Source organism: Blastopirellula sp. J2-11, from assembly GCF_024584705.1.
In the GTDB taxonomy this organism is placed as follows: domain Bacteria; phylum Planctomycetota; class Planctomycetia; order Pirellulales; family Pirellulaceae; genus Blastopirellula.
This window is the reverse complement of record NZ_CP097384.1, coordinates 45,664-64,986: the sequence shown is the minus strand read 5'-3', so window position 1 is coordinate 64,986 and position 19,323 is coordinate 45,664. Positions and strand designations below refer to the sequence as shown.

Sequence of the window (19,323 nt, the reverse complement as noted above, 5' to 3'; positions counted from 1 at the left end):
GCTTGCGCTATTTGAGGTTGCGCTATTTGGCAATTCAGGAAGTGTTGAACACGGGTGAAGCACGATCAAACAGGGTCCGAATCCACCGAAAATCGTCACACTAGCCCGCTGCGCCAGCGAGGGAATAGAGTTGGCGATCCTAACCCGGATTGAAGTGGCGAGCCGCATTCCCTCGCTCGCGCAGCGGGCTAGTGTTCCGTCACGCGACAATTTTCAGGCGCCATGATTTTATTAGCCGTAGTGCGTTAGCACCGGTTTCTGATGGGAACTCATTTGCGAAAGACAATTGGTAACAGAAACCGCGGCTAACGCCGTGCGGCTGATTTTGGGGAAGCCGAAAATAGCGGTTTGACAGAACGCTAGTGTGACGGTTTTCCGCTTGATTCCCACCATGTTTTACCGCTCTTCATCCGCGGCTTTAGTAGCGGAAGATGCAATCGACCGTCAGACGGTTCTGCAGCACGTCGCGGCGTTCGGTCAGCGGGGTCTCCCACGCAAAACCGAGCTCCATCTTGGAGTGCGGTTTGTACTTCACCCCCAACGCTCCGGTGACGATGTCGTTGCCGGCGACGCCTACAGTTCCGAAGTTGAAGAGATCTCCCCCTTCGATCGGCGCCGTGTTGAACGCTTTGCCCGAGCTCATGTAGTGATACCAGTTGGTTTCGCCCAACAGATAGAAGTTGGTGCCGGCGATCCGATGATCGACGTGGTTCGACCAGAACCAGATCGAACTCTCGGCCGATTTATCGGTCGGCAGCAAGAATCCGGAAGCGGAAACCCAATGATTGTTACAGCCAAATTGCGTTCCGCCGGTCACGAACAGGTCAAACATCCCGTCCCCATTCCCTTGCAACGACCGCGTGCTGCCAACCGGCATTTCAAACGTAAAGCCGGCGCTCAACAAGCGCTGGCGCGACGGATCTTTATAAAGATTGTATTTCAAACCGGCCGAGACATCGGCCCAACCGTCGTCGATCAGCGGATTGGTCGATGTCAGGAAACCATCTTTGGTGGCGATGATCGACAAGTTCTCGGTCAATGCGGCTCGCAACTGCAGTGCGATCACGTTGACGTTACCGCCGAGCGCTCCATTGGGAACCTGATGATGCAAATAGATAAAGCGGGCTTCGGTGAGCGTGCGCGGGTCTTCAAAGAAGACCGGATTGGTCATCGGGCTGATGAAGTCGGTAAAGCAACGGTCTCCCGGCACAAGAAACCGGCCTAACCAATCGCCGTGACCGCCGCAGCCGTTATCACATCCGCAAGCGGAGGAGACGCCGCAAGTCTGACTGCAATCGTACAGATCGGCACCGCAACTTTCTCCCATCGCCGACCCACAGTCGCAGCCGACCAGGCCAGAGCATAGGCGGCAGTCGGACGGCTCGCCGAACTGATACGAGACATGCGAGACATCCGCCGTTTGGGGCGCGTCATCGATCAACAGAAACTCGGCGGCGCGAAGTTCGCCGGTTATCATCCAAGCTGCCGCAAATAGACCGGCGGCACAAAATAGTCGACGCATGGAACGGCTCCCGATTGGCAAAACGTAGGTGAAACTTGGTTCGCACAAAATGGCGGGGCAGCGCCAATTCGACTTGCTGAACTTCGATATGGTCTGAGACTGACAACCCTCAACATCGACGTCGCATCAACTTTCGCTTAGCTTTCACGGGAGAAGCGTCACGGCTTGCCGCATCGGGACGTTCGGAATGACTCCCCTGCAAATGGCCCAGTTCATCGGCGCCTTCGCTACAGCTTGCCAAGGAGATGGTATTTGTAAAGACTCGCCGTACTGTCTGCACATGAAAACTTCTTCAAATGCCGTTGTTTTGGCGGGCAACCGTGGGACGCATCGCCACCTTCGATCGTTGGGGTTACAATTCTAACCATGTCTATTGAGCCGATTTTGACGACCAACCTGACGAGGCCGCTTGCATGTCCAAAGTCAAAGTCCTGGCGTTCGCCGGCAGTGCGCGACGCGAATCCTTCAACAAACAAGTGGTCTCGATCGCCGCCGCCGGCGCCGAAGCAGCTGGCGCCGAAGTCACGTTGATCGATCTCGCTGATTATCCATTGCCGATCTTTGATCAAGATCTGGAAGCCAAAGGCCGCCCCGAAAACGTAAAGAAGCTGAAGCAGTTGTTCCTGCAAAACGATGCGCTGCTCCTTTCGTGCCCTGAGTACAACAGCTCGATCACGCCGCTGCTAAAGAACACGATCGACTGGGTGTCGCGCCCCGACCCCCACGAACCCCGGCTGGCCGCCTATCGCGGCAAGATCGCCGCGCTCATGAGCGCATCGCCGGGCGCACTCGGCGGACTGCGTGGACTGGTCCATGTTCGTTCGATCCTCAGCAACATCGGCGTCGTCGTGCTGCCCGATCAGGTTGCAGTTCCCAACGCGTCTGACGCTTTCTCCGCCGACGGATCGCTGAAAGACCTGGAACGTCACGCGGCGATCCACGCACTCGGCGAAACGCTGGTTCATTTGACATCTCGGCTCAAGAGTTAGCGGTTGCGGATATCCACGCCGACTCTTTCCAATACACATCCTCTCCCGCTAGATAGATCGCCCATGTCAGATTATCAACAACAATATAGTGAACTTTGCCAAGAGATCGGCGAAGCGGCCAAGCTCGATAGCATTCAGCAATTGCTGGAGTGGGACGAGCGCACGATCATGCCGCCCAAAGCAGGCGCGTATCGAGCCGAACAAGTTTCGCTGTTGGCCGGTTTGATCCACGAGCGGCGGACGTCACCGCGCGTGGGAGAGTTGCTCGACTCGTTAGTCGAGAGTCCCTTGGCCGCCGATCCGCACAGTGATCAAGGCGCGACAATTCGCGTACTTACCCGCGAATATCGGCGCGATTCAAAACTGCCGCAAGCGCTGGTCATCGAACTAAGCAAAGCCAAAGTGCTCGCCCAGCAAAATTGGGTGCAGGCGCGCAGCTCAAACAACTTTCCGCTGTTTCGTCCTCATCTCGACAACATCTTGCGGCTGATGCGCGAAATGGCCGACACCATCGGCCACACCGGGTCACGCTATGATGCGTTGCTCGATTACTTTGAGCCAGAAGCGAAAACATCCGAAGTCGCCGCCGCCCTCTCGGCGCTGAAAGATGACCTCGCGCCGCTGGTCGCCGAGATCGCCCAGACCGGTCGCCACCCCAAAATGGAAATCTTGCAGCGCGACTATCCGATCGCCGCGCAAGAAGAATTTGGCAAACGAGTCGCCAAAGATATCGGCTTCGACTTTGACGCCGGAAGACTAGACGTCACGCATCATCCCTTTTGCTGTGGAATGGGGCCGCACGATTGCCGCATCACCACGCGCTACGACAAAAATTTCTTTTCCTCCGCATTCTATAGTACGCTGCATGAAGCAGGGCATGGACTATACGACCAAGGACTGCGGGCCGATCAATATGGCTTGCCGTCGGGCTCCTACGTTTCGCTCGGCGTGCACGAGTCGCAATCGCGGTTATGGGAAAACATGGTCGGGCGCAGCTATCCCTTTTGGCGCCACTACTTTCCTGAACTGAAGAAGACGTTCCCCGCGCTGGGGGAAACGCCGATGAGCGATTTCCACTATGCCGTCAATGATGTGCAGCCATCGCTGATTCGGGTCGAAGCGGACGAAGCGACCTATAACCTGCATATCATTATTCGCTTTGAACTTGAGCAAGCGCTGCTTACCGGCGATCTGCCGGTGGCCGACTTGCCGGGCGCTTGGAATGAAAAATACCAACAGATGTTAGGCGTCGTGCCGGATGACGACGCCGATGGCTGCTTGCAAGACGTCCACTGGAGCGCCGGCTTGATCGGCTACTTCCCCACTTATTCGCTGGGCAACATGTACGCCGCCCAATTGTTTGATCAGGCCGCGATTGAACTGGGAGACCTGGCCGAGATGTTTGGCCGCGGCGAGTTCATCCCGCTGCTCGAGTGGCTACGCGACAAAGTCCATCGCCCAGGCAGTCGCTACCCAGCGCCCCAATTGATGCACAACATCTGTGGCGAATCAATCGACCATCGCCCGTTGTTGAAGTACTTGCGAACCAAGTACGCGCCGCTGTACGGGATTGGACACTAAAGAAAAGCGGAAAGCCGAGAGCGGTAGTTTAGGCCTGGGCCTGATGAACTGCCCAGAGACTCAAACACTAGCCCGCCAGCGCCAGCGAGGGAATAGAGTTGGCGATCCTAACACGGATTGAAGTGGCGAGCCGTATTCCCTCGCTCGCGCTGGCGGGCTAGAGCGGTTTCCTGCTAGCTGACCCATTTTGATTTTCCAACGATTGAAAGTGAAGACGGTGCTGCGCGGCACGTATCGACATCAGCCGCACGGCGTTAGCCGCGGTTTTTGTCTCCAATTTTCCGTCGACAAAGAGTTCCTGTCAGAAACCGCGGCTAACGCCGTGCGGCTGATTTTTGGGGAGAAGCTAGACGACAGGAGACTCTTTGTTCAGCTTGCTGAAAAGCGCTCTAGTGTCGTGTTGGTTCTTGTTTCCTGCCGCCAGCGAATTATCCTTCCCAAACGGCGCTGGGCAATTACTCTGGGAGGAAACCCTCTACACTTCCCCTTCCCCGGTATTTGCATTGGTCGAGTCCGACCTAGATTGGCGGCGCTGGGTTCAAGTTGCGGCGTTTGTCACGACTTGGATGATCTTGCTTGCGCCGCGAGAGGGGATTACGCAGCCGCCGCGATTGGCGGCTTCGCATCCAGCGGAGATGTCGGTTTCGCGCGAAGCGCCAGCTATTTCGCCGCAAACATCTGGGCGACCATCTCTCGCGTCACCGGCGAGATCACTCCCCGCTCGGTGATGATTCCGGCGATCAACTCGGCAGGAGTGACGTCGAACGCCGGATTATAAACGTCGATGCCGGCCGGCGCGGTTTGGCGACCGAAGCCGTGCGTGATTTCTTCGGCGGCTCGTTCTTCGATCGGAATCTCGTCTCCCGATTCGATCGCCATATCAAAAGTGCTGATCGGCGCTGCGATGTAAAACGGAATCCCGTGCGCCTTAGCCAAGACCGCCAACGAGTAGGTGCCGATCTTGTTGGCCGAGTCGCCGTTGGCCGCGATTCGATCAGCGCCGGTAACGATCGCTTCCACGCGACCTTCTCGCATTACCTGAGCGGCCATTGAATCGCAAATCAACGTCGCGCGGATTTTTCGCTGCGACAATTCCCACGCCGTCAGGCGAGCGCCTTGCAACAGCGGTCGGGTCTCGTCGACGAAGACGTGCAAATCTTTGCCGTCATCTTGCAACGTAAAGAAGACGGCCAGCGCCGTCCCATAGTCGGCGGTCGCCAAACCGCCGGCGTTGCAATGCGTGAGAAAGTTAGCAGCTCCCGAGAGTGCGGCGGCGCCATGCCGACCGATCGCGCGGCAGATCTCGCGATCTTCGGCATGAATCGCTTTCGCTTCTTCGAGCAAGGCGACGCGAATATCGGGGATCGACGCGCCGGAGTCGCGCAGCTCGTGCGCGACGCGCTTCATCCGATCGAGCGCCCAAAACAAATTGACCGCCGTCGGCCGACTGCCGGCCAGATAGTCGGAGACTTCGTCCAAGCGTTTCCAAAACGCAGCGGCGTCCTCGTCACCCACCGTTTGCATCCCGATCACAACGCCGTAAGCGGCGGAGATGCCGATCGCCGGCGCTCCACGGACGCGCAGCAACTTGATCGCTTCCCAAACGGTTTCGACGTCGCGGCAAGTAATCAAGGTCAACTCGACCGGCAACAACGTTTGATCAATCAGATCAAGCGTACCGTCGGTCTGACCGTGGAAGCGAATCGGTTCTACGTCGGCCGTTAGTTCGGTCTGCATCTGCTTCTCGTGGGTTACTTCGCCAACGACTCTTGCAACTTGGCGTCTTTGGCGGCGATCTTATCGGCCAGGCCCGTTTTGAACGCAGCGAACTTGGTCGCCAGGTCGGCGTCGGAGAGTGACAAAATCTGGACGGCGAACAAACCGGCGTTGCGCGGTCCGCCCATTCCAACCGCCATACTGGCGACCGGAACGTCGCCCGGCATCTGCACGGTTGAAAGCAGCGAGTCGAGCCCGCCCAATTCGGCCGTCGGCACCGGCAAACCGATCACCGGCAACGTGGTGTGCGCGGCGACCACGCCGGCCAGGTGAGCCGCTCCGCCAGCGGCGGCGATCACGACCTTCAAACCGCGGTCTACCGCCGTCATCGCATATTCGCCGACGACATGCGGAGTTCGATGGGCGCTCATCACGCGAACTTCGTAACCAACCCCAAATTCGTCGAGCGCCGCGGCGGCGCCTTTGATTTTGGGCCAATCGCTGTCGCTTCCCATGATAATGCCGACTTTCACGGCTGCAGATTTCTCGCTCATCGCTTGCTCTCTCACGCGTCTGTGCTAGTTACAGTCAAACTTTGGACTGTAAGACATGCCGAACGTTTTCGCAACCGGCTCGTGGGTCACTTCCCCCCGACAGATGTTCATCGCCGTAGCCAGCGGAACCGAAAGGGAAGCCGCTTTTTCGGCGCCCAAATTGGCGATCTCCAGCGCCCACCGCAACGTGACATTGCACAGTGCGAAGGTGCTGGTTCGGCCAACTGCGCCCGGCATGTTCGCCACGCAGTAGTGGACGACGTCTTCAATCATATAGGTGGGATCGCTGTGGGTGGTCGGTTTCGTCGTTTCGACACATCCCCCCTGATCGACTGCAACGTCGATGATCACGCTGCCGGGCTTCATGATTTTTAGATCTTCGCGGGTCACCAGATTGGGCGCTTTGGCGCCGGGAATCAGCACGGCGCCGATCACCAGGTCGGCCAACCGCAATTGCTCGCGGATCACATGGCGATCGCTGTAGAGCACATTGACATTGGCGGCCATCACATCATCCAGATAGCGAAGTCGATCCATATTGATGTCGAGAATGTTGACGTCAGCCTGAAAGCCGGCCGCAATCTTGGCTGCATTCGCGCCGACGATCCCGCCGCCCAAGATGGTGATGTGAGCCGGTTTAACGCCGGGGACGCCGCCGAGCAAAATGCCGCGGCCCATTTGCGGACGCTCCAGATACTTGGCGCCTTCTTGTACGCTCATCCGTCCGGCGACTTCGCTCATCGGGGTCAACAGCGGCAGTCGACCGGCGCTATCCCGCAACGTTTCGTAGGCGATGCAGATCGCGCCGCTGTGGAGCATCGCTTCGGTCAGTTCTAGACTGGCGGCGAAGTGGAAGTAGGTGAAGATCGTTTGACCGGCGCGAATCAGCGGAAACTCTTCCGGCTGCGGCTCTTTGACTTTCATGATCATGTCGGCTTCGCCGAAGATCGTCGCGGCGTCATCGACCATCACGCCGCCGCTGGCGACATAGTCTGCGTCCGGAATTCCCGAACCGTCGCCGGCGCCGGCTTGCACCAGGACGCGATGTCCGGCCCGGGTCAGTTCTTCCACGCCAACCGGCAAAATGGCGACACGATATTCATCTCTTTTGACTTCGCGGGGAATTCCAACAATCACCGACTCTCTCCTCGAACGGATTGGTTATCAAAGAACCGGGGCAATCGCCCATTTTGGCGGTTTTCCGCCGCAGAGGATAGAAGGCCGCTAGCCAGGCCGCGCAATTACAAGACCGATTTGCGCGAAATCCAAATCAATCGCCCGGAAAAGCGTCGCCCTCTCGAGCGAAACTTGCAAATAGCCGAGCGTAGAGTACAACGACCCCTAGCCCGATTTGCGCTTTTTCCCGCCGAGATCGCCATGCATGTTTCAATCTGTTTAGTACTTGCCGTCGTCGCCGCTCCGGCTGATGACGCAACTTTGAAGCTGCTGCAGCAATTTCGTAGCGAGTTTGTGATGATCTCACCGATCCAGGGCGAAGATGACAAGCAAAAAACTTTGCTGCCGTTTCAAGATTTTGCGATGGCCCGTTATGAGACGACCCAAGACCTTTACGAGGCGGTGATCGGCGCCAATCCGTCTCGCTGGAAAGGAGCGCGCAACTCGGTCGAGATGACCTCGCTGGCCGATGCGGAAGCGTTCTGCGAAAAAGTGACGACGCTGCTGCGCGACGCAAAGCTGATCGACGCCGATCAAGTGGTTCGTCTGCCAACCAAGACCGAGTGGGAGTATTGCTGCCGCGCCGGCACGACCACCCAATATCACTTCGGCGACGACGAATCGGATCTGGGGGACTACGCTTGGTTCAGCGGCAACGCCGCCGGTAATGACCCGCCGGTCGGCGCGAAGAAGCCGAATGCCTGGGGTCTGTACGACATGCACGGCTATCTGGCCGAATGGACGTTGGCTGACAAGACGACCAACGGCAAGCCAATAACCGCCTATGTGCGCGGCGGAAGCTGGAAATCGCCGCCCGAAGATTGCCTGTCTGCGTCGGCACAAAAGCTCGCCGCCGCAGCGACGGATGACGCGGTTGGTTTTCGTTGCGTACTGGGGAGAGTTGAGAAGGTCGATGGCGAGTAGCATCCTATCTCAGGTCGCCAAGCCGGTGCGATCAACCTTTTTCCCCTCTAAAAACATGCCAAAACTCTTGATTTCGTGAAGAGTTCGCATATCTCTTTTGAAGACCTGATGAATTTCCAGCATCTGTTTTCCAGAAAGATTGCGATCCGATCGAACGCGCATATACTGCAGGCTAATTGACGTAATTCGCAGGCGAATTGCTACGCTTTTTCGCCTTTGGCCACGCAGTTTTCGTTAGGAATTCATGAACATTGACAAGTCCCGCCGCGGATTCACGCTGGTTGAGCTTTTGGTGGTGATCGCCATCATCGGCGTACTAATCGCACTATTGCTGCCTGCGGTGCAAGCGGCGCGCGAAGCAGCTCGACGAATGCAATGCAGTAATAACTTAAAGCAGCTAGGATTAGCGCTGCACAACTATCATGACACGCATCGCTCTTTACCGGCTCGCAAAACAATCAATCGTGTAAGCGGCTACATCCCGCTGTTTCCCTTCTTGGAACAAAGCGCGTTTTACGATCGCATCGCCGCCGGCGACCCGGACAATGGTATCGATCCCTTCCCCGATGCGCTCAGCACCTGGTCTGGATATGACGGCTTCCCCAATTCGCTTCGCTGTCCGTCAGATCCCGGCGGAGACCTGACCGGCGCACGCGAAGCGCGTTTGGTGAACTATGCGTTCAACAAAGGGGATGACATGACTGAAACGAACGACGGTTCGACGTCGTCAGCGCCGCTGGCAACTCGTTCACGAGGTCCGTTCAGTTATCTTCGTTGGGTTCGTCTGGCTGAGGTTACCGATGGCCTGAGCAACACGCTGGCGATGAGCGAACGTCTTCGTCAGCCCTACACGAATTTTACCACGACCGCCAACTCGACCGATCATCGCCGCTGCATGGCCGTCGTTTCTGGACTGCGCGATAACCCTTCGTTGGCGTTGACCACGACGGATGGACGTTACTTTTCGGCAGGTCTCTCGGCTAATTGCCGCTTCGGCTCGTGGGGAACGCGAGGGCATGTCCACTTTGCCGGCTTTAACGCCGTCTTAGCGCCGAACGCTCCGAACGCACGCGACGGCGAATACGGCGTCTTCTCTCCCAGCAGCGAACATCCCGGCGGCGTTAACGCGGTGCTGCTGGATGGATCGGTGCGGTTTCTGGCCGACACCATCGATACTGGGGACACCAGCGAGACGCGTAGTCATGGCTTTTCAGGTCCCAGCCCCTACGGCGTTTTCGGGTCGCTTGGCTCGATTTCTGGCGGCGAAGTCATCACCGGCAACTAGCTTCGCACGCAGCGATTTTCATTTGTTTCCCCTTTTTGATAAGAAGGAATCGATCTATGTACGTCGAAAAATCGCCGCGTCCTGCCCAGTGGTCGCCGCTCGCCTGGATCTGCTTGGCGATATTACCTGGAGCGGCGATCGGATGCTTTAGCAAACCCTCTGCCTTTCCTCCCACGGTTCCCGTCACTGGGGTCGTCACCCTGAAAAGCGAACCGCTGGAGGGCGCGATGCTGATGTTTCAGGGGGTTAACGAGGAACATAGCGCCGTCGGACGCACCGACGCGAACGGCAACTTTCGTTTGACGACCTACGTGACTGGCGACGGCGCTGAAGAAGGCTCTTACAAAGTGGCGATCGTCAAATATGAAGACGCGCCGGTAGACTTACCTGACGGCGTTTCGCCTCCTCTCAAAAGCCTCCTGCCGGTGCGCTATAGCAAAGCCAAAACTTCGGGACTAACGGCGACCGTTGGCCCCAATGGGAATAACCTGGCTTTCGATTTGCAATAGTATCGAAGACTCGTTCTACTTGCATCTTCGCTCCTGCTGCACGCCTGCCTCCCCTCGCTGGTTCGATTCCTCATGTCACCCGATTCTCTTACCGCTTCGTTGATTCCTCGCCGTCGATTTTTGCAAAGCGCCGCATTGCTAGCCGGCGCCGGTTACTCCGGAACGTCGCTGCTGGCCGAAAGTCGTATCGAACCCCTGTTTAAGAAAGTTACTTGCGCCGGCAGCTACCCTGCACACTTGCAAGGAATCTGCGTCGACGACCGCGGTCACCTCTTTTGGCCCTTCACCGACCAACTGGTGAAAACCGACGCCGCTGGACAAATCGTGAAGCAGATTCCGGTCGCCAGCCACCACGGCGATCTTTGTTTTGCCGACGGCAAGATCTATGTCGCCGTGAACCTGGGAAAATTCAACCAGCCAGCCGGCTCGGCCGACTCTTGGGTTTACATCTATGACGCCGAGTCGCTGCGCGAGCTAGATCGCATCGCAACTCCCGAAGTGGTTCACGGCGCCGGCGGCATGAGTCATCGCAACGGCCATTTCTACGTGGTCGGCGGGCTGCCGCCGGGGATCGAAGAAAATTACGTCTATGAGTACGACGCCGATCTCAACTTCGTAACGCGACACGTGATCGACAGCAAGTACTCGCTGCTGGGGATTCAAACGGCCAATTTTCATGACGAACACTGGTGGTTCGGCTGCTATGGCAATCCGGCCGAGTTAATCAAAACCGACGCTGATTTCAAAATGCTCGGTCGCTGGAACTATGACTGTTCGCTGGGGGTTGTCGGCATCGCCCCTGGCAAGTTCTTGATCGGACGCAACACGCGAAACGAAGCGGGACATCAAGGCTACGTCGTACCGGCGGTTCCGGATGAGAAGTCCGGCCTGCGCGACATCGTTTGATTTCAGCCGCAGAGTTCTAAAACTCCGCCGCTGGTTTCACCGTCGTGAAGTGATCTAAGATCTGGCCCAGCTTCAGGATCATGCCGATCGCGATCGCCAGCAAGCCGGCCGCCGGCATGCTGCCGGTCAGAAACAGAACGATCCCGCCGATGATCGCGATGTTCGCTAGATAATTCGCTCTCGCGAGGACGCCGAAAAAGAGGGTCGCTAATTGCAGCGCCAGATAGGCGACCGACATCAGCAGGCTCCAACGGATCGCCAAGCCGAGCGCTCCATGCTCGGAATCGCTCATCATTTCAAAGCGACTCGTCGCGAGATCATCCCAGTGGTCGATCGTTTCGCCGCGCAGTTGCATTGCGAACTCTCGCGCGCCGACGATCAGCGAGCTTGCTTCGGCCGTTGCGATTTCCAGCGCCGATGCCGGAGCTACCTGATAAGGAGCGGTCGCTTTGCTCCACGAGGTCTCACGCAACGGATGGGCGATCGGTACGGCGAATCCTAATGCGGTCAGTCCTACAATGACGACCAGGTGTTTGACTAATAACATCGCCTCAGTCTCCTATCGGAAGGTTGAGGCTTCTTGCCGCGTTGTGCGTTGAAAGTCGTTTCCACGCGTTGTTGTTCGCCGGCGAACAAAAGGCAATTGCCGCGCCAGTCGTCGAAAACCGGGTAGAAAGCCAAATCACTGGCGATCTAGCAAGAGATTGCCGGTTATCCGAATAAGCGGACAGCGGGGACAAAGAATTTGTTGTCAGATCGGCAGCAAAGATTCTCAGAATGAGACGCCGCCAGGGGGGTTAGAACCAGGGATCCGACAAAATGTACCGAGCGGCGGCCAAGACGATGGAAATTCCTACAATGGCCATCATCATATCCCACACCGTAAATCCACTTCGCGGCGGCACGCTGTTCTTCAACAGATATTGCTGCCAGCGATATTCCAGATAGACCAAGCGAGCGAGCAGGATGAAGACGATCGTCAACATGATTGAATTCAGCGTAGGCACGTCACTCAAAACGGCACTCAGCCAGATTATCCCAAATACCAACGGCAAAATCCAAGTGATCGACTGATAGTCACGCCAGAAAACGCTGCGGTAGAGCATGATGACAACGACCACCAGCGAAATGGGAACCGAGATCATCGGAACCATACTTTCGCCCCAAAGCAGGTATTGGCGGAGACTAGCGCCGATGCGAAAGCCGACGTACGCTAGCGAGGTGATTTGAAATAGCACCGTCCAAAAGACCAGCTCGCGCGGAGGCCGATGCTGGGGCGTTTCGTCTATCTCGTCCAGGTCCATGCCGCAACCGTCATCATGAGCACCACCGACAGCAGTGCGAGCCCCAAGTCCAAACGACGAAACTGCGACTGCGGTGCGACGTCATCTTGCTCTAACACGCTGTACCAGCACGAGTTAAGATGTCCAACGCGCAGCGCGATCCCAAACACGACCAGCAAAGTCGCCGTCGCAGCCTCTGAGTAGAACGTCGCCGCTAACATGCCGAAAAAGGCCCCGATGCTAACAATGCACAGGCACACGGTCATCGCCGCGGCCGCCAGGCGAGAACGGCAGAAGACGCTCCTATAGAGCATCGCCGCCGGCATCAGCACCGGCGCCGACAGGATCAGGATCGCCAGCACGGTCTCGCCCCATGCCGTGTCGTCGGATGGTTCGCGCCAAAAGCTGAAGGCGATCCCGATGATCAGGCCAACTACCCCCATCGCGGTCATCATTGCCAAGCAAGCCCAGAAGGCTAATTCGGGGGGCGGCCGGCGATCGATTGGATCCCCGCTGGCGCGCTCAAAAGAGGTCATAAATTCCACGGAATCGAGGCCAGTCTGCCGCGAGAAAAAGTCGCGTCGCAAACCATTGTATCATAGTAGGTTGCGACAGAGCAAAACCCGCGTGCCCTGCTAGTTGACCGTCTGAAATTCTGATAAAATCAGGGCATAGAAATTCCATCTTGGCGGCCTAATTCGGCTGCCGTGCTTCGCGCCGCCTGCCAAAGCGCTTCTCGCTTTGGCGCCGCTCTGAAGTTTCCACGGAAAGGATCGTCGCTTGTCTACTGACGGAACCACGCCAGAGAACCCGGAAGAAGGAAAACCAACCGACCTCACCACCTTCATCGAGATGTCGATCGAAGATGAGTTGAAGGAAAGTTACCTGACCTACGCGATGAGCGTCATCGTCAGCCGTGCGCTGCCCGATGTACGCGACGGGTTAAAGCCTTCGCAGCGCCGTATCTTGGTCGCTATGAATGACTTAAACCTGACGCCGGGTTCCGGCCGGGTGAAATGCGCCAAGATCTCTGGCGATACCAGCGGTAACTATCACCCGCACGGTGAAAGCGTGATTTATCCCACGCTCGTCCGGATGGCCCAGGAGTGGAACACTCGCTACCTGTTGGTGGATAAACAGGGGAACTTTGGTTCGATCGCCGGCTTACCTCCGGCTGCGATGCGATATACCGAAGCCCGCATGTCCCCTTACGCCCAGATGCTGCTCGAGGATCTGCGGCTCGATACGGTCGACTACATCCCGACCTACGACGAACGGAACACCGAACCGACCGTGTTGCCGAGCAAGTATCCCAACTTGCTGGTCAACGGCTCGCAAGGAATCGCGGTCGGGATGGCGACGTCGATTCCTCCCCACAATCTGGGCGAAGTCTGTCGCGCGGTCGTCAAAGTGATCGAAGAACCGACCGTTCCGATCGAAGAACTGCTGCAGATCATTCCTGGTCCTGATTTTCCGACCGGCGGCATCATCTGCGGTCGCTCTGGCGTTCGCCGCGGCTATCTGACTGGTCGCAGTACGATTCTGGTCCGTTCGCACACGACGATCGACAATGTGAAAGGGCGCAACCGGATCGTCATTCACGACATTCCGTATCAGCAAACGCGCGACCGCGTTGAAGAGCGAATCGCGGCGGCCGCCAACGAAGGGCGCATCGTCGGCATCAGCGGAGTCCGGAACGAAAGCGATCTGAAAGAGCCGGTCCGTCTGGTGATCGAGCTGAAGCGTGACGCCGATCCCGATATCGTGCTGAATCAGCTGTTTCAGTTCACGCCGATTCAAGACACCTTCTCGATCATCATGTTGGCGCTAGTCGACGGCAAGCCGCGGACGCTGACGATTCGCGACTTGATCGACGAGTTCATTCGCCATCGCGTGATCGTAATCCGCCGTCGGACTCAATTTCTGCTCTCCCGAGCGCGGCAACGCAAGCATACCGTCGAAGGTTTGCTGCTGGCGCTGGCCGACATCGACGAGATCATCCGCGTCATCCGCTCTTCCGGCACGCAAGCCGAAGCGAAGACGCGCTTGATGGGGATCGAATCGCCGGCTTCGATGCTGGCTCGCGCACTCGGCGAAGAAGGGTTCGAGCTGTTCCAGCAGGAACGGGGAGTCGCCGACGTTTATACGCTGACCGGCGTCCAGGCCGACGCGATCTTGCGAATGACGTTGGGTCAGTTGGTCAATCTCGAGCAAGATCGTCTCTCCGGCGAGCATGCTCAGCTGTTGGCCGAGATTCGCGAGTATCTCCGAATTTTGTCGGATGAACGTAACATCCGCGAGATCATCCGCGATCAGATGCTGGAGATCGAAGCGAAATTCGCTGACAAACGGCGGACCGAAATCTCGCTCGAAGAGCTCGGTAACATCGACTTGGAAGACCTGATCGAAGAAGAGACGATGGTCGTCTCGATCAGTCACAGCGGTTATATCAAGCGAACGCCGGCCACCACCTACAAAGCCCAACGTCGCGGCGGCAAGGGAATCAAAGGCGCCAAGAGCGAAGACGCCGACCCGATTCAACATCTGTTTGTCGCCAGCACGCACGCCTACCTCCTCTTCTTCACGACCAAGGGGAAAGTCTACTGGCAAAAGGTGTACGATCTGCCGCAACTGTCGCGCGAAAGCCGCGGCCGCGCCATCGTCAACTTGCTGCAACTGGAAGAAGGCGAACGGATCGCCGATTGCCGTGCGGTGCGCGACTTCGATGTCGAAGATCACTACCTGGTGATGGCGACCCGCAAAGGCCTGGTCAAAAAGACGAAGCTGGAAGCGTACAGCCGCCCGATGAAAAAAGGGATCATCGCGATCAAACTGCGCGAAGATGACGAGCTGGTCGATGTCGTCGTGACGCAGCCTGGTGACGAGCTGGTCCTTTCGACCTCCAAGGGAATGGCGATTCGTTTTTGCGAAAGCGACGCCCGACCAATGGGACGCAACTCCAGCGGCGTAAAGGGAATCAAGTTGGACGCCGATGACGAGTTGGTCGGCATGGTCGTCGCGGATCCTGACGCCCAGTTGTTGACCGTCTGCGAACATGGCCACGGCAAACGGACCTACTTTGGCCCGAATCAAGCCCGCGCCGAAAACGCTCCCCCGAGCGATGAGTCGGCAGGCGACGACGATTCCGTTGTGGAAGAAGAACCCGTTGTCGAAGACGAAACGTCGGGCGACGATGACGAACTGTCATCCGGAGCCAAGTATCGCACGCAGCGTCGCGGCGGCAAAGGCTTACGCGATATCAAAACGACGGCCCGCAACGGCCGCGTCGTCTCGATCGTCCGCGTGGATGATGATGACGAAGTCTTGATGATGACCGCTCGCGGCAAGATCCAACGGGTCTCGGCCGCCGAAATCAGCATCGTCGGACGTAACACGCAAGGGGTCCGGATCATGTCGCTGGACAAAGACGACTCGCTCGCCGCTGTTGTCCGCGTGCCGAAAGACGACAGTGTTGATGACGAGCTGGAATCGGACGAAGCGCCGTCTACTCCGCCCACGGACGGGGGAACGTCTGTCGTCGAACCGGCTCCGCCGGAAGCGACCGACGTCGATAGTAATACGACCGAAGAAGAAGATTCGCCGGAGACTGGTGACGAATAAATGACGCGAACCAAACGCGCGCTGATCACAGGCATCACCGGCCAGGACGGCGCGTATCTGGCCGAGCTGTTGCTCGACAAAGGGTACGAAGTTCACGGCATGGTCCGTCGCAGCAGCGGAGAAAGATTCGAGAGGATCGAGCCGCTGTTGGATCGAATCCAGCTGCATGAAGGGGATCTGATTGATCAGCTGTCGCTCGTGCGGCTGCTCGAAAAGACCGAGCCGGCCGAGGTCTACAATTTGGCGGCGCAAAGTTTTGTGCCGACCAGCTTTTCGCAACCGCTGCTAACCGGCGAAGTGACCGCACTGGGCGCCGCGCGGATGTTGGAAGCGATTCGCGTGGTCGATACGCAGATTCGATTTTATCAGGCGTCCAGCAGCGAAATGTTCGGCAAAGTGCCGACCGAACCGCAAGATGAATCGACCCCCTTCTGGCCGCGCAGCCCTTATGGTGTCGCCAAGGTCTACGCCCACTGGATCACAGTCAACTACCGCGAGAGCTACGATATGTATGCCGTCAGCGGCATCTTATTCAATCATGAGTCGCCGCTGCGTGGGACTGCATTTGTGACCCGCAAAATCTCTCATGCTGTTGCGCGGATCAAGCACGGCCTGCTCGATAAATTGCGACTGGGCAATCTCGACGCCGAGCGCGATTGGGGCTTCGCCGGCGATTTTGTCGAAGCGATGCACCTGATGATGCAGCAAGATTCGCCGCGTGATTACGTCATCGCGACAGGTCAAAAACATACGGTTCGGCAATTTGTCGAATTGGCGTTTGACCGCGCGGGACTTGATTGGGAAGATTATGTGGAGCTGGACCCCGAATTTCTTCGTCCGGCCGAAGTCAACACGTTGTGCGGCGACGCCTCCAAAGCGAAGCGGGAGCTGGGCTGGGAGCCGAAGGTTAATTTCCAACAACTTGTCAACATGATGGTCGACGCTGATTTACATCGCGTCGAACGCATGAAGGATGGATTACTGCCGTGAGAGTTCTCATCACAGGTGCGGCCGGATTTGGTGGATATCATCTGGTCGAACATTCGCTCGCCGCTGGCGACGATGTGATGGGAATCGTCCGCGGATCAACCTCTTCGCTCATGGGCAGCGCCACGATCGTTCACTGGGATATCACTCAAGCGATCAGCGGCGAAGCGGAAGACGCCGTGCGGCAATTTCAGCCGGAGGTGATCTATCATCTCGCCGCGATTAGTCGCCCTGATCTGTGCGGCGCTGATTTTCCGAACGACGAAGCGGTCCAGACCAATGTTGACGGCACCCGCCGCTTACTGGAACTGGCCGCTTCGCTGCCAACCAAACCTAAAGTAGTGCTGGTCAGCAGCTCACACGTTTACGGAGTCGTCGATCAGCAAAACCCGGTTGTCAGCGAGTCATCGATTCCCCTTCCCAGTCGTGGTTACGGTCGCTCCAAGCTCGCCGCCGAGCAAGTTGCGTTGACGCAGTCGGACGTGCCGGTCGTCATCGCTCGCGCGTTCAACCATACCGGCCCAGGGCAGACCCCCAACTATATCGTGCCGGAGTGGTGCAAGCGCCTGTCGTCCGCCTTCGACGTGATCGAGGTCGAATCGCTGAAAGTTAGCTTTGACCTGAGCGACGTACGCGACATCGTCCGCGGCTACCGCTTGCTGGCCGAAAAAGGAAAAGATCGAAAAATCTACAACATCGGCAGCGGCCAGCCGACGCTTACCGGCGATCTGATGGAGATGCTTTGCCAGTTGTCGCGCAGCCGGCCCGAAATCCATGAGCGCGTTCCTAAAACGCGCTCCGAAGCGATCGCCGACAACTCCGCCATCCGTGATCTCGGCTATGTTCCCCAGTTTTCGCTGCAGCGATCAGTCGCGGACGTCTGGGCCGAATGGGCGTAAGGTCCACTCATCATCTCGGTCGTTACGCCATTTGATTGCAATGAAGTCACCAGAATTTATTTGCTCAACAGTTGTGCCTCACCATCGTGGATTGAACAAAGTGCATTCGGGAATATATAAACCGTCAGCAATTTGGAGAATAAGCGATGAAGGTTACTGGTTATGGTGAGGACGCTCTAAGCTTATGGGCGCTCACTGCTCGATTGAATCAGTTTCTGGAGCAACTAGACGACCAGAGTTCTCTGACTGATACGATTCTATTACTTCGTCCCAGCTTCGGACGACTGGGTAGCAACGCAGTCCTTCCCGGTGGAACCGCCGATAGTTCACAGTTTGGCGAGTTCGACGCCATTGTCGGCACGCCAATTGGCGTTTATCCCATTGAAGCAAAGTGGAGTCGGTCCTCGGAAATCGAAGGTGATGCAATTATTCTTCGCTCTGCGCAGGTCCGCCGACACCAATTATTTTATGAATATCTGGCCGCATGGCGGAAACACAAGCCAACGAATTGGGCCGCATTTCACATTGCCCAGCAAGGCCTCATTCAACTAGGCGACATTTGGTACCCAGTCGCTCCGCCGAGGAGCCAACTTTCGCGCAACTTAGAAACGGTACTAAGTAAGCTCGCAGATTGTGGCGCGCCGGTGCGGGATGTAGTGCTCTATCTCCGAGTCACCGATGGACGGGTAGTGAAAACTGTTCGCAATGAGCAATTCCAGCTTGTTACTATCGATTGCCCGTCGGCTACCGGTTTTATCGAACTGGGGGATGCCGATTCACTGGGTTAGCCATTCAAGGAGCAACAATTGGGTACCGAGGTAAAGCCACCATCAGAGTGGACAAAGGAGACACGATCCGAATTTAAGAGCTTGATATGTGAAGGCGGAGAAGTCACCACCGTTGGACTCACGGAACGGATCGAAAATGCATTGGCACTTGTTTGTCATCGCGCGGGTGACAAGCTTATCGGCATAGCAGCGCTGAAGAGACCAGCGGAATCGTATCGAGCGAAGGTATCGGAGCAGTCTGGGGTCACGCTGAGTAACGATGCTTTCCCTTTTGAATTGGGATGGGTGTACGTTCGGCCGGAAGGACGGAAATGCGGCGTGTCTAAGCAGCTGGTCGCGACTTGTCTTGAAGTGACGGATTCTGCAGGCGTCTTTGCTACGACGCGTGAAGACAACGATCCTATGCGATGTTGCCTCGCCAAAAGCGGCTTCAAGCGAGTAGGCCATCCATATGAGAGTGAACACGGGGATCACTATCTGGTTGTCTACGTCCGAGAAGAGCAAAAACCCGACTCCATCGGTACACCAGTCGTTAGTGGCACGTAGAGTTTCCAGATTTCGTTTTCGGTCGGTAGCGAAGCCA

18 protein-coding genes are annotated in these 19,323 nt (G+C 57.1%); 11 read left to right on the top strand and 7 right to left on the bottom strand.

Annotation, left to right across the window (positions count from 1 at the left end):
- Positions 1-418 precede the first annotated feature (418 nt).
- Positions 419-1,522 carry a hypothetical protein gene (locus tag M4951_RS00280; RefSeq protein ID WP_262024480.1) on the bottom strand — a complete coding sequence of 368 codons (1,104 nt, stop codon included), beginning with the start codon at positions 1,520-1,522 and terminating at the stop codon, positions 419-421.
- 413 nt (positions 1,523-1,935) lie between these two features.
- On the opposite strand from M4951_RS00280, the gene M4951_RS00275 reads away from it, so the two are divergent.
- Complete coding sequence (locus M4951_RS00275) at positions 1,936-2,511, top strand: NADPH-dependent FMN reductase (protein ID WP_262024479.1); 576 nt, start codon at positions 1,936-1,938, stop codon at positions 2,509-2,511.
- Between the two features lie 63 nt (positions 2,512-2,574).
- A complete protein-coding gene (locus M4951_RS00270; RefSeq protein ID WP_262024478.1) occupies positions 2,575-4,092 on the top strand; it encodes a carboxypeptidase M32 in 1,518 nt (505 codons plus the stop codon).
- A gap of 660 nt (positions 4,093-4,752) precedes the next feature.
- Here the strand turns inward: M4951_RS00270 and mtnA are convergent.
- From mtnA to ald, 3 genes are read right to left on the bottom strand one after another with little or no spacing between them, the layout of a single operon-like run.
- Positions 4,753-5,829 carry an S-methyl-5-thioribose-1-phosphate isomerase gene (mtnA, locus tag M4951_RS00265; protein WP_262024477.1) on the bottom strand — a complete coding sequence of 359 codons (1,077 nt, stop codon included), beginning with the start codon at positions 5,827-5,829 and terminating at the stop codon, positions 4,753-4,755.
- Positions 5,830-5,843: 14 nt separating this feature from the next.
- Positions 5,844-6,362 carry a 5-(carboxyamino)imidazole ribonucleotide mutase gene (purE, locus tag M4951_RS00260; RefSeq protein WP_262024476.1) on the bottom strand — a complete coding sequence of 173 codons (519 nt, stop codon included), beginning with the start codon at positions 6,360-6,362 and terminating at the stop codon, positions 5,844-5,846.
- Positions 6,363-6,386: 24 nt separating this feature from the next.
- Complete coding sequence (gene ald / locus M4951_RS00255; RefSeq protein WP_262024475.1) at positions 6,387-7,499, bottom strand: alanine dehydrogenase; 1,113 nt, start codon at positions 7,497-7,499, stop codon at positions 6,387-6,389.
- Positions 7,500-7,739: 240 nt separating this feature from the next.
- Between ald and M4951_RS00250 the strand changes: the two genes are divergently transcribed.
- The 4 genes from M4951_RS00250 to M4951_RS00235 all read left to right on the top strand — a co-directional run bounded on the left by M4951_RS00250 (position 7,740) and on the right by M4951_RS00235 (position 11,162).
- Complete coding sequence (locus tag M4951_RS00250) at positions 7,740-8,462, top strand: formylglycine-generating enzyme family protein (protein WP_262024474.1); 723 nt, start codon at positions 7,740-7,742, stop codon at positions 8,460-8,462.
- Between the two features lie 244 nt (positions 8,463-8,706).
- Positions 8,707-9,747, top strand: coding sequence for a DUF1559 domain-containing protein (locus M4951_RS00245; RefSeq protein WP_262024473.1), 1,041 nt, complete (start codon positions 8,707-8,709; stop codon positions 9,745-9,747).
- 56 nt (positions 9,748-9,803) lie between these two features.
- Positions 9,804-10,256: a hypothetical protein gene (locus tag M4951_RS00240; protein ID WP_262024472.1), complete on the top strand. Its 453-nt coding sequence runs from the start codon at positions 9,804-9,806 to the stop codon at positions 10,254-10,256.
- A gap of 72 nt (positions 10,257-10,328) precedes the next feature.
- The gene (locus tag M4951_RS00235) at positions 10,329-11,162 is read left to right on the top strand and encodes a hypothetical protein (protein ID WP_262024471.1); all 834 of its coding nucleotides are present in this window, start codon (positions 10,329-10,331) and stop codon (positions 11,160-11,162) included.
- A 16-nt stretch (positions 11,163-11,178) separates the two neighbouring features.
- Here M4951_RS00235 and M4951_RS00230 read toward each other — a convergent pair whose 3' ends face one another.
- The 3 genes from M4951_RS00230 to M4951_RS00220 form a co-directional block, all read right to left on the bottom strand.
- Complete coding sequence (locus M4951_RS00230) at positions 11,179-11,709, bottom strand: hypothetical protein (protein ID WP_262024470.1); 531 nt, start codon at positions 11,707-11,709, stop codon at positions 11,179-11,181.
- Positions 11,710-11,959: 250 nt separating this feature from the next.
- On the bottom strand, positions 11,960-12,466 hold the full coding sequence (locus M4951_RS00225; protein ID WP_262024469.1) for a hypothetical protein: 507 nt from the start codon (positions 12,464-12,466) through the stop codon (positions 11,960-11,962).
- Positions 12,448-12,981 carry a hypothetical protein gene (locus M4951_RS00220; protein ID WP_262024468.1) on the bottom strand — a complete coding sequence of 178 codons (534 nt, stop codon included), beginning with the start codon at positions 12,979-12,981 and terminating at the stop codon, positions 12,448-12,450. Before M4951_RS00220 ends, M4951_RS00225 begins: the two co-directional genes overlap by 19 nt.
- A gap of 316 nt (positions 12,982-13,297) precedes the next feature.
- Between M4951_RS00220 and gyrA the strand changes: the two genes are divergently transcribed.
- The 5 genes from gyrA to M4951_RS25600 all read left to right on the top strand — a co-directional run bounded on the left by gyrA (position 13,298) and on the right by M4951_RS25600 (position 19,286).
- On the top strand, positions 13,298-16,066 hold the full coding sequence (gene gyrA / locus M4951_RS00215; protein ID WP_262026973.1) for a DNA gyrase subunit A: 2,769 nt from the start codon (positions 13,298-13,300) through the stop codon (positions 16,064-16,066).
- Entirely contained in the window at positions 16,067-17,056 is a 990-nt protein-coding gene (gene gmd / locus M4951_RS00210) for a GDP-mannose 4,6-dehydratase (protein WP_262024467.1), read from the top strand.
- A complete protein-coding gene (locus M4951_RS00205; protein WP_262024466.1) occupies positions 17,053-17,952 on the top strand; it encodes an NAD-dependent epimerase/dehydratase family protein in 900 nt (299 codons plus the stop codon). The genes gmd and M4951_RS00205 overlap by 4 nt, the downstream gene beginning before the upstream one ends.
- Before the next feature lie 146 nt (positions 17,953-18,098).
- Positions 18,099-18,740 (top strand): hypothetical protein, encoded by a 642-nt coding sequence (locus M4951_RS00200; RefSeq protein WP_262024465.1) that lies wholly within the window; start codon positions 18,099-18,101, stop codon positions 18,738-18,740.
- Positions 18,741-18,758: 18 nt separating this feature from the next.
- Entirely contained in the window at positions 18,759-19,286 is a 528-nt protein-coding gene (locus M4951_RS25600; RefSeq protein WP_410050417.1) for a GNAT family N-acetyltransferase, read from the top strand.
- The last annotated feature ends 37 nt before the right edge of the window (positions 19,287-19,323 follow it).

Coding starts and splice junctions, on each gene's coding strand:
- M4951_RS00280 (WP_262024480.1), bottom strand. CDS start 1,522: ATGCGTCGACTATTTTGTGCCGCCGGTCTATTTGCGGCAGCTTGGATG.
- M4951_RS00275 (WP_262024479.1), top strand. CDS start 1,936: ATGTCCAAAGTCAAAGTCCTGGCGTTCGCCGGCAGTGCGCGACGCGAA.
- M4951_RS00270 (WP_262024478.1), top strand. CDS start 2,575: ATGTCAGATTATCAACAACAATATAGTGAACTTTGCCAAGAGATCGGC.
- mtnA (WP_262024477.1), bottom strand. CDS start 5,829: ATGCAGACCGAACTAACGGCCGACGTAGAACCGATTCGCTTCCACGGT.
- purE (WP_262024476.1), bottom strand. CDS start 6,362: ATGAGCGAGAAATCTGCAGCCGTGAAAGTCGGCATTATCATGGGAAGC.
- M4951_RS00250 (WP_262024474.1), top strand. CDS start 7,740: ATGCATGTTTCAATCTGTTTAGTACTTGCCGTCGTCGCCGCTCCGGCT.
- M4951_RS00245 (WP_262024473.1), top strand. CDS start 8,707: ATGAACATTGACAAGTCCCGCCGCGGATTCACGCTGGTTGAGCTTTTG.
- M4951_RS00240 (WP_262024472.1), top strand. CDS start 9,804: ATGTACGTCGAAAAATCGCCGCGTCCTGCCCAGTGGTCGCCGCTCGCC.
- M4951_RS00235 (WP_262024471.1), top strand. CDS start 10,329: ATGTCACCCGATTCTCTTACCGCTTCGTTGATTCCTCGCCGTCGATTT.
- M4951_RS00230 (WP_262024470.1), bottom strand. CDS start 11,709: ATGTTATTAGTCAAACACCTGGTCGTCATTGTAGGACTGACCGCATTA.
- M4951_RS00225 (WP_262024469.1), bottom strand. CDS start 12,466: ATGGACCTGGACGAGATAGACGAAACGCCCCAGCATCGGCCTCCGCGC.
- M4951_RS00220 (WP_262024468.1), bottom strand. CDS start 12,981: ATGACCTCTTTTGAGCGCGCCAGCGGGGATCCAATCGATCGCCGGCCG.
- gyrA (WP_262026973.1), top strand. CDS start 13,298: ATGTCGATCGAAGATGAGTTGAAGGAAAGTTACCTGACCTACGCGATG.
- gmd (WP_262024467.1), top strand. CDS start 16,067: ATGACGCGAACCAAACGCGCGCTGATCACAGGCATCACCGGCCAGGAC.
- M4951_RS00200 (WP_262024465.1), top strand. CDS start 18,099: ATGAAGGTTACTGGTTATGGTGAGGACGCTCTAAGCTTATGGGCGCTC.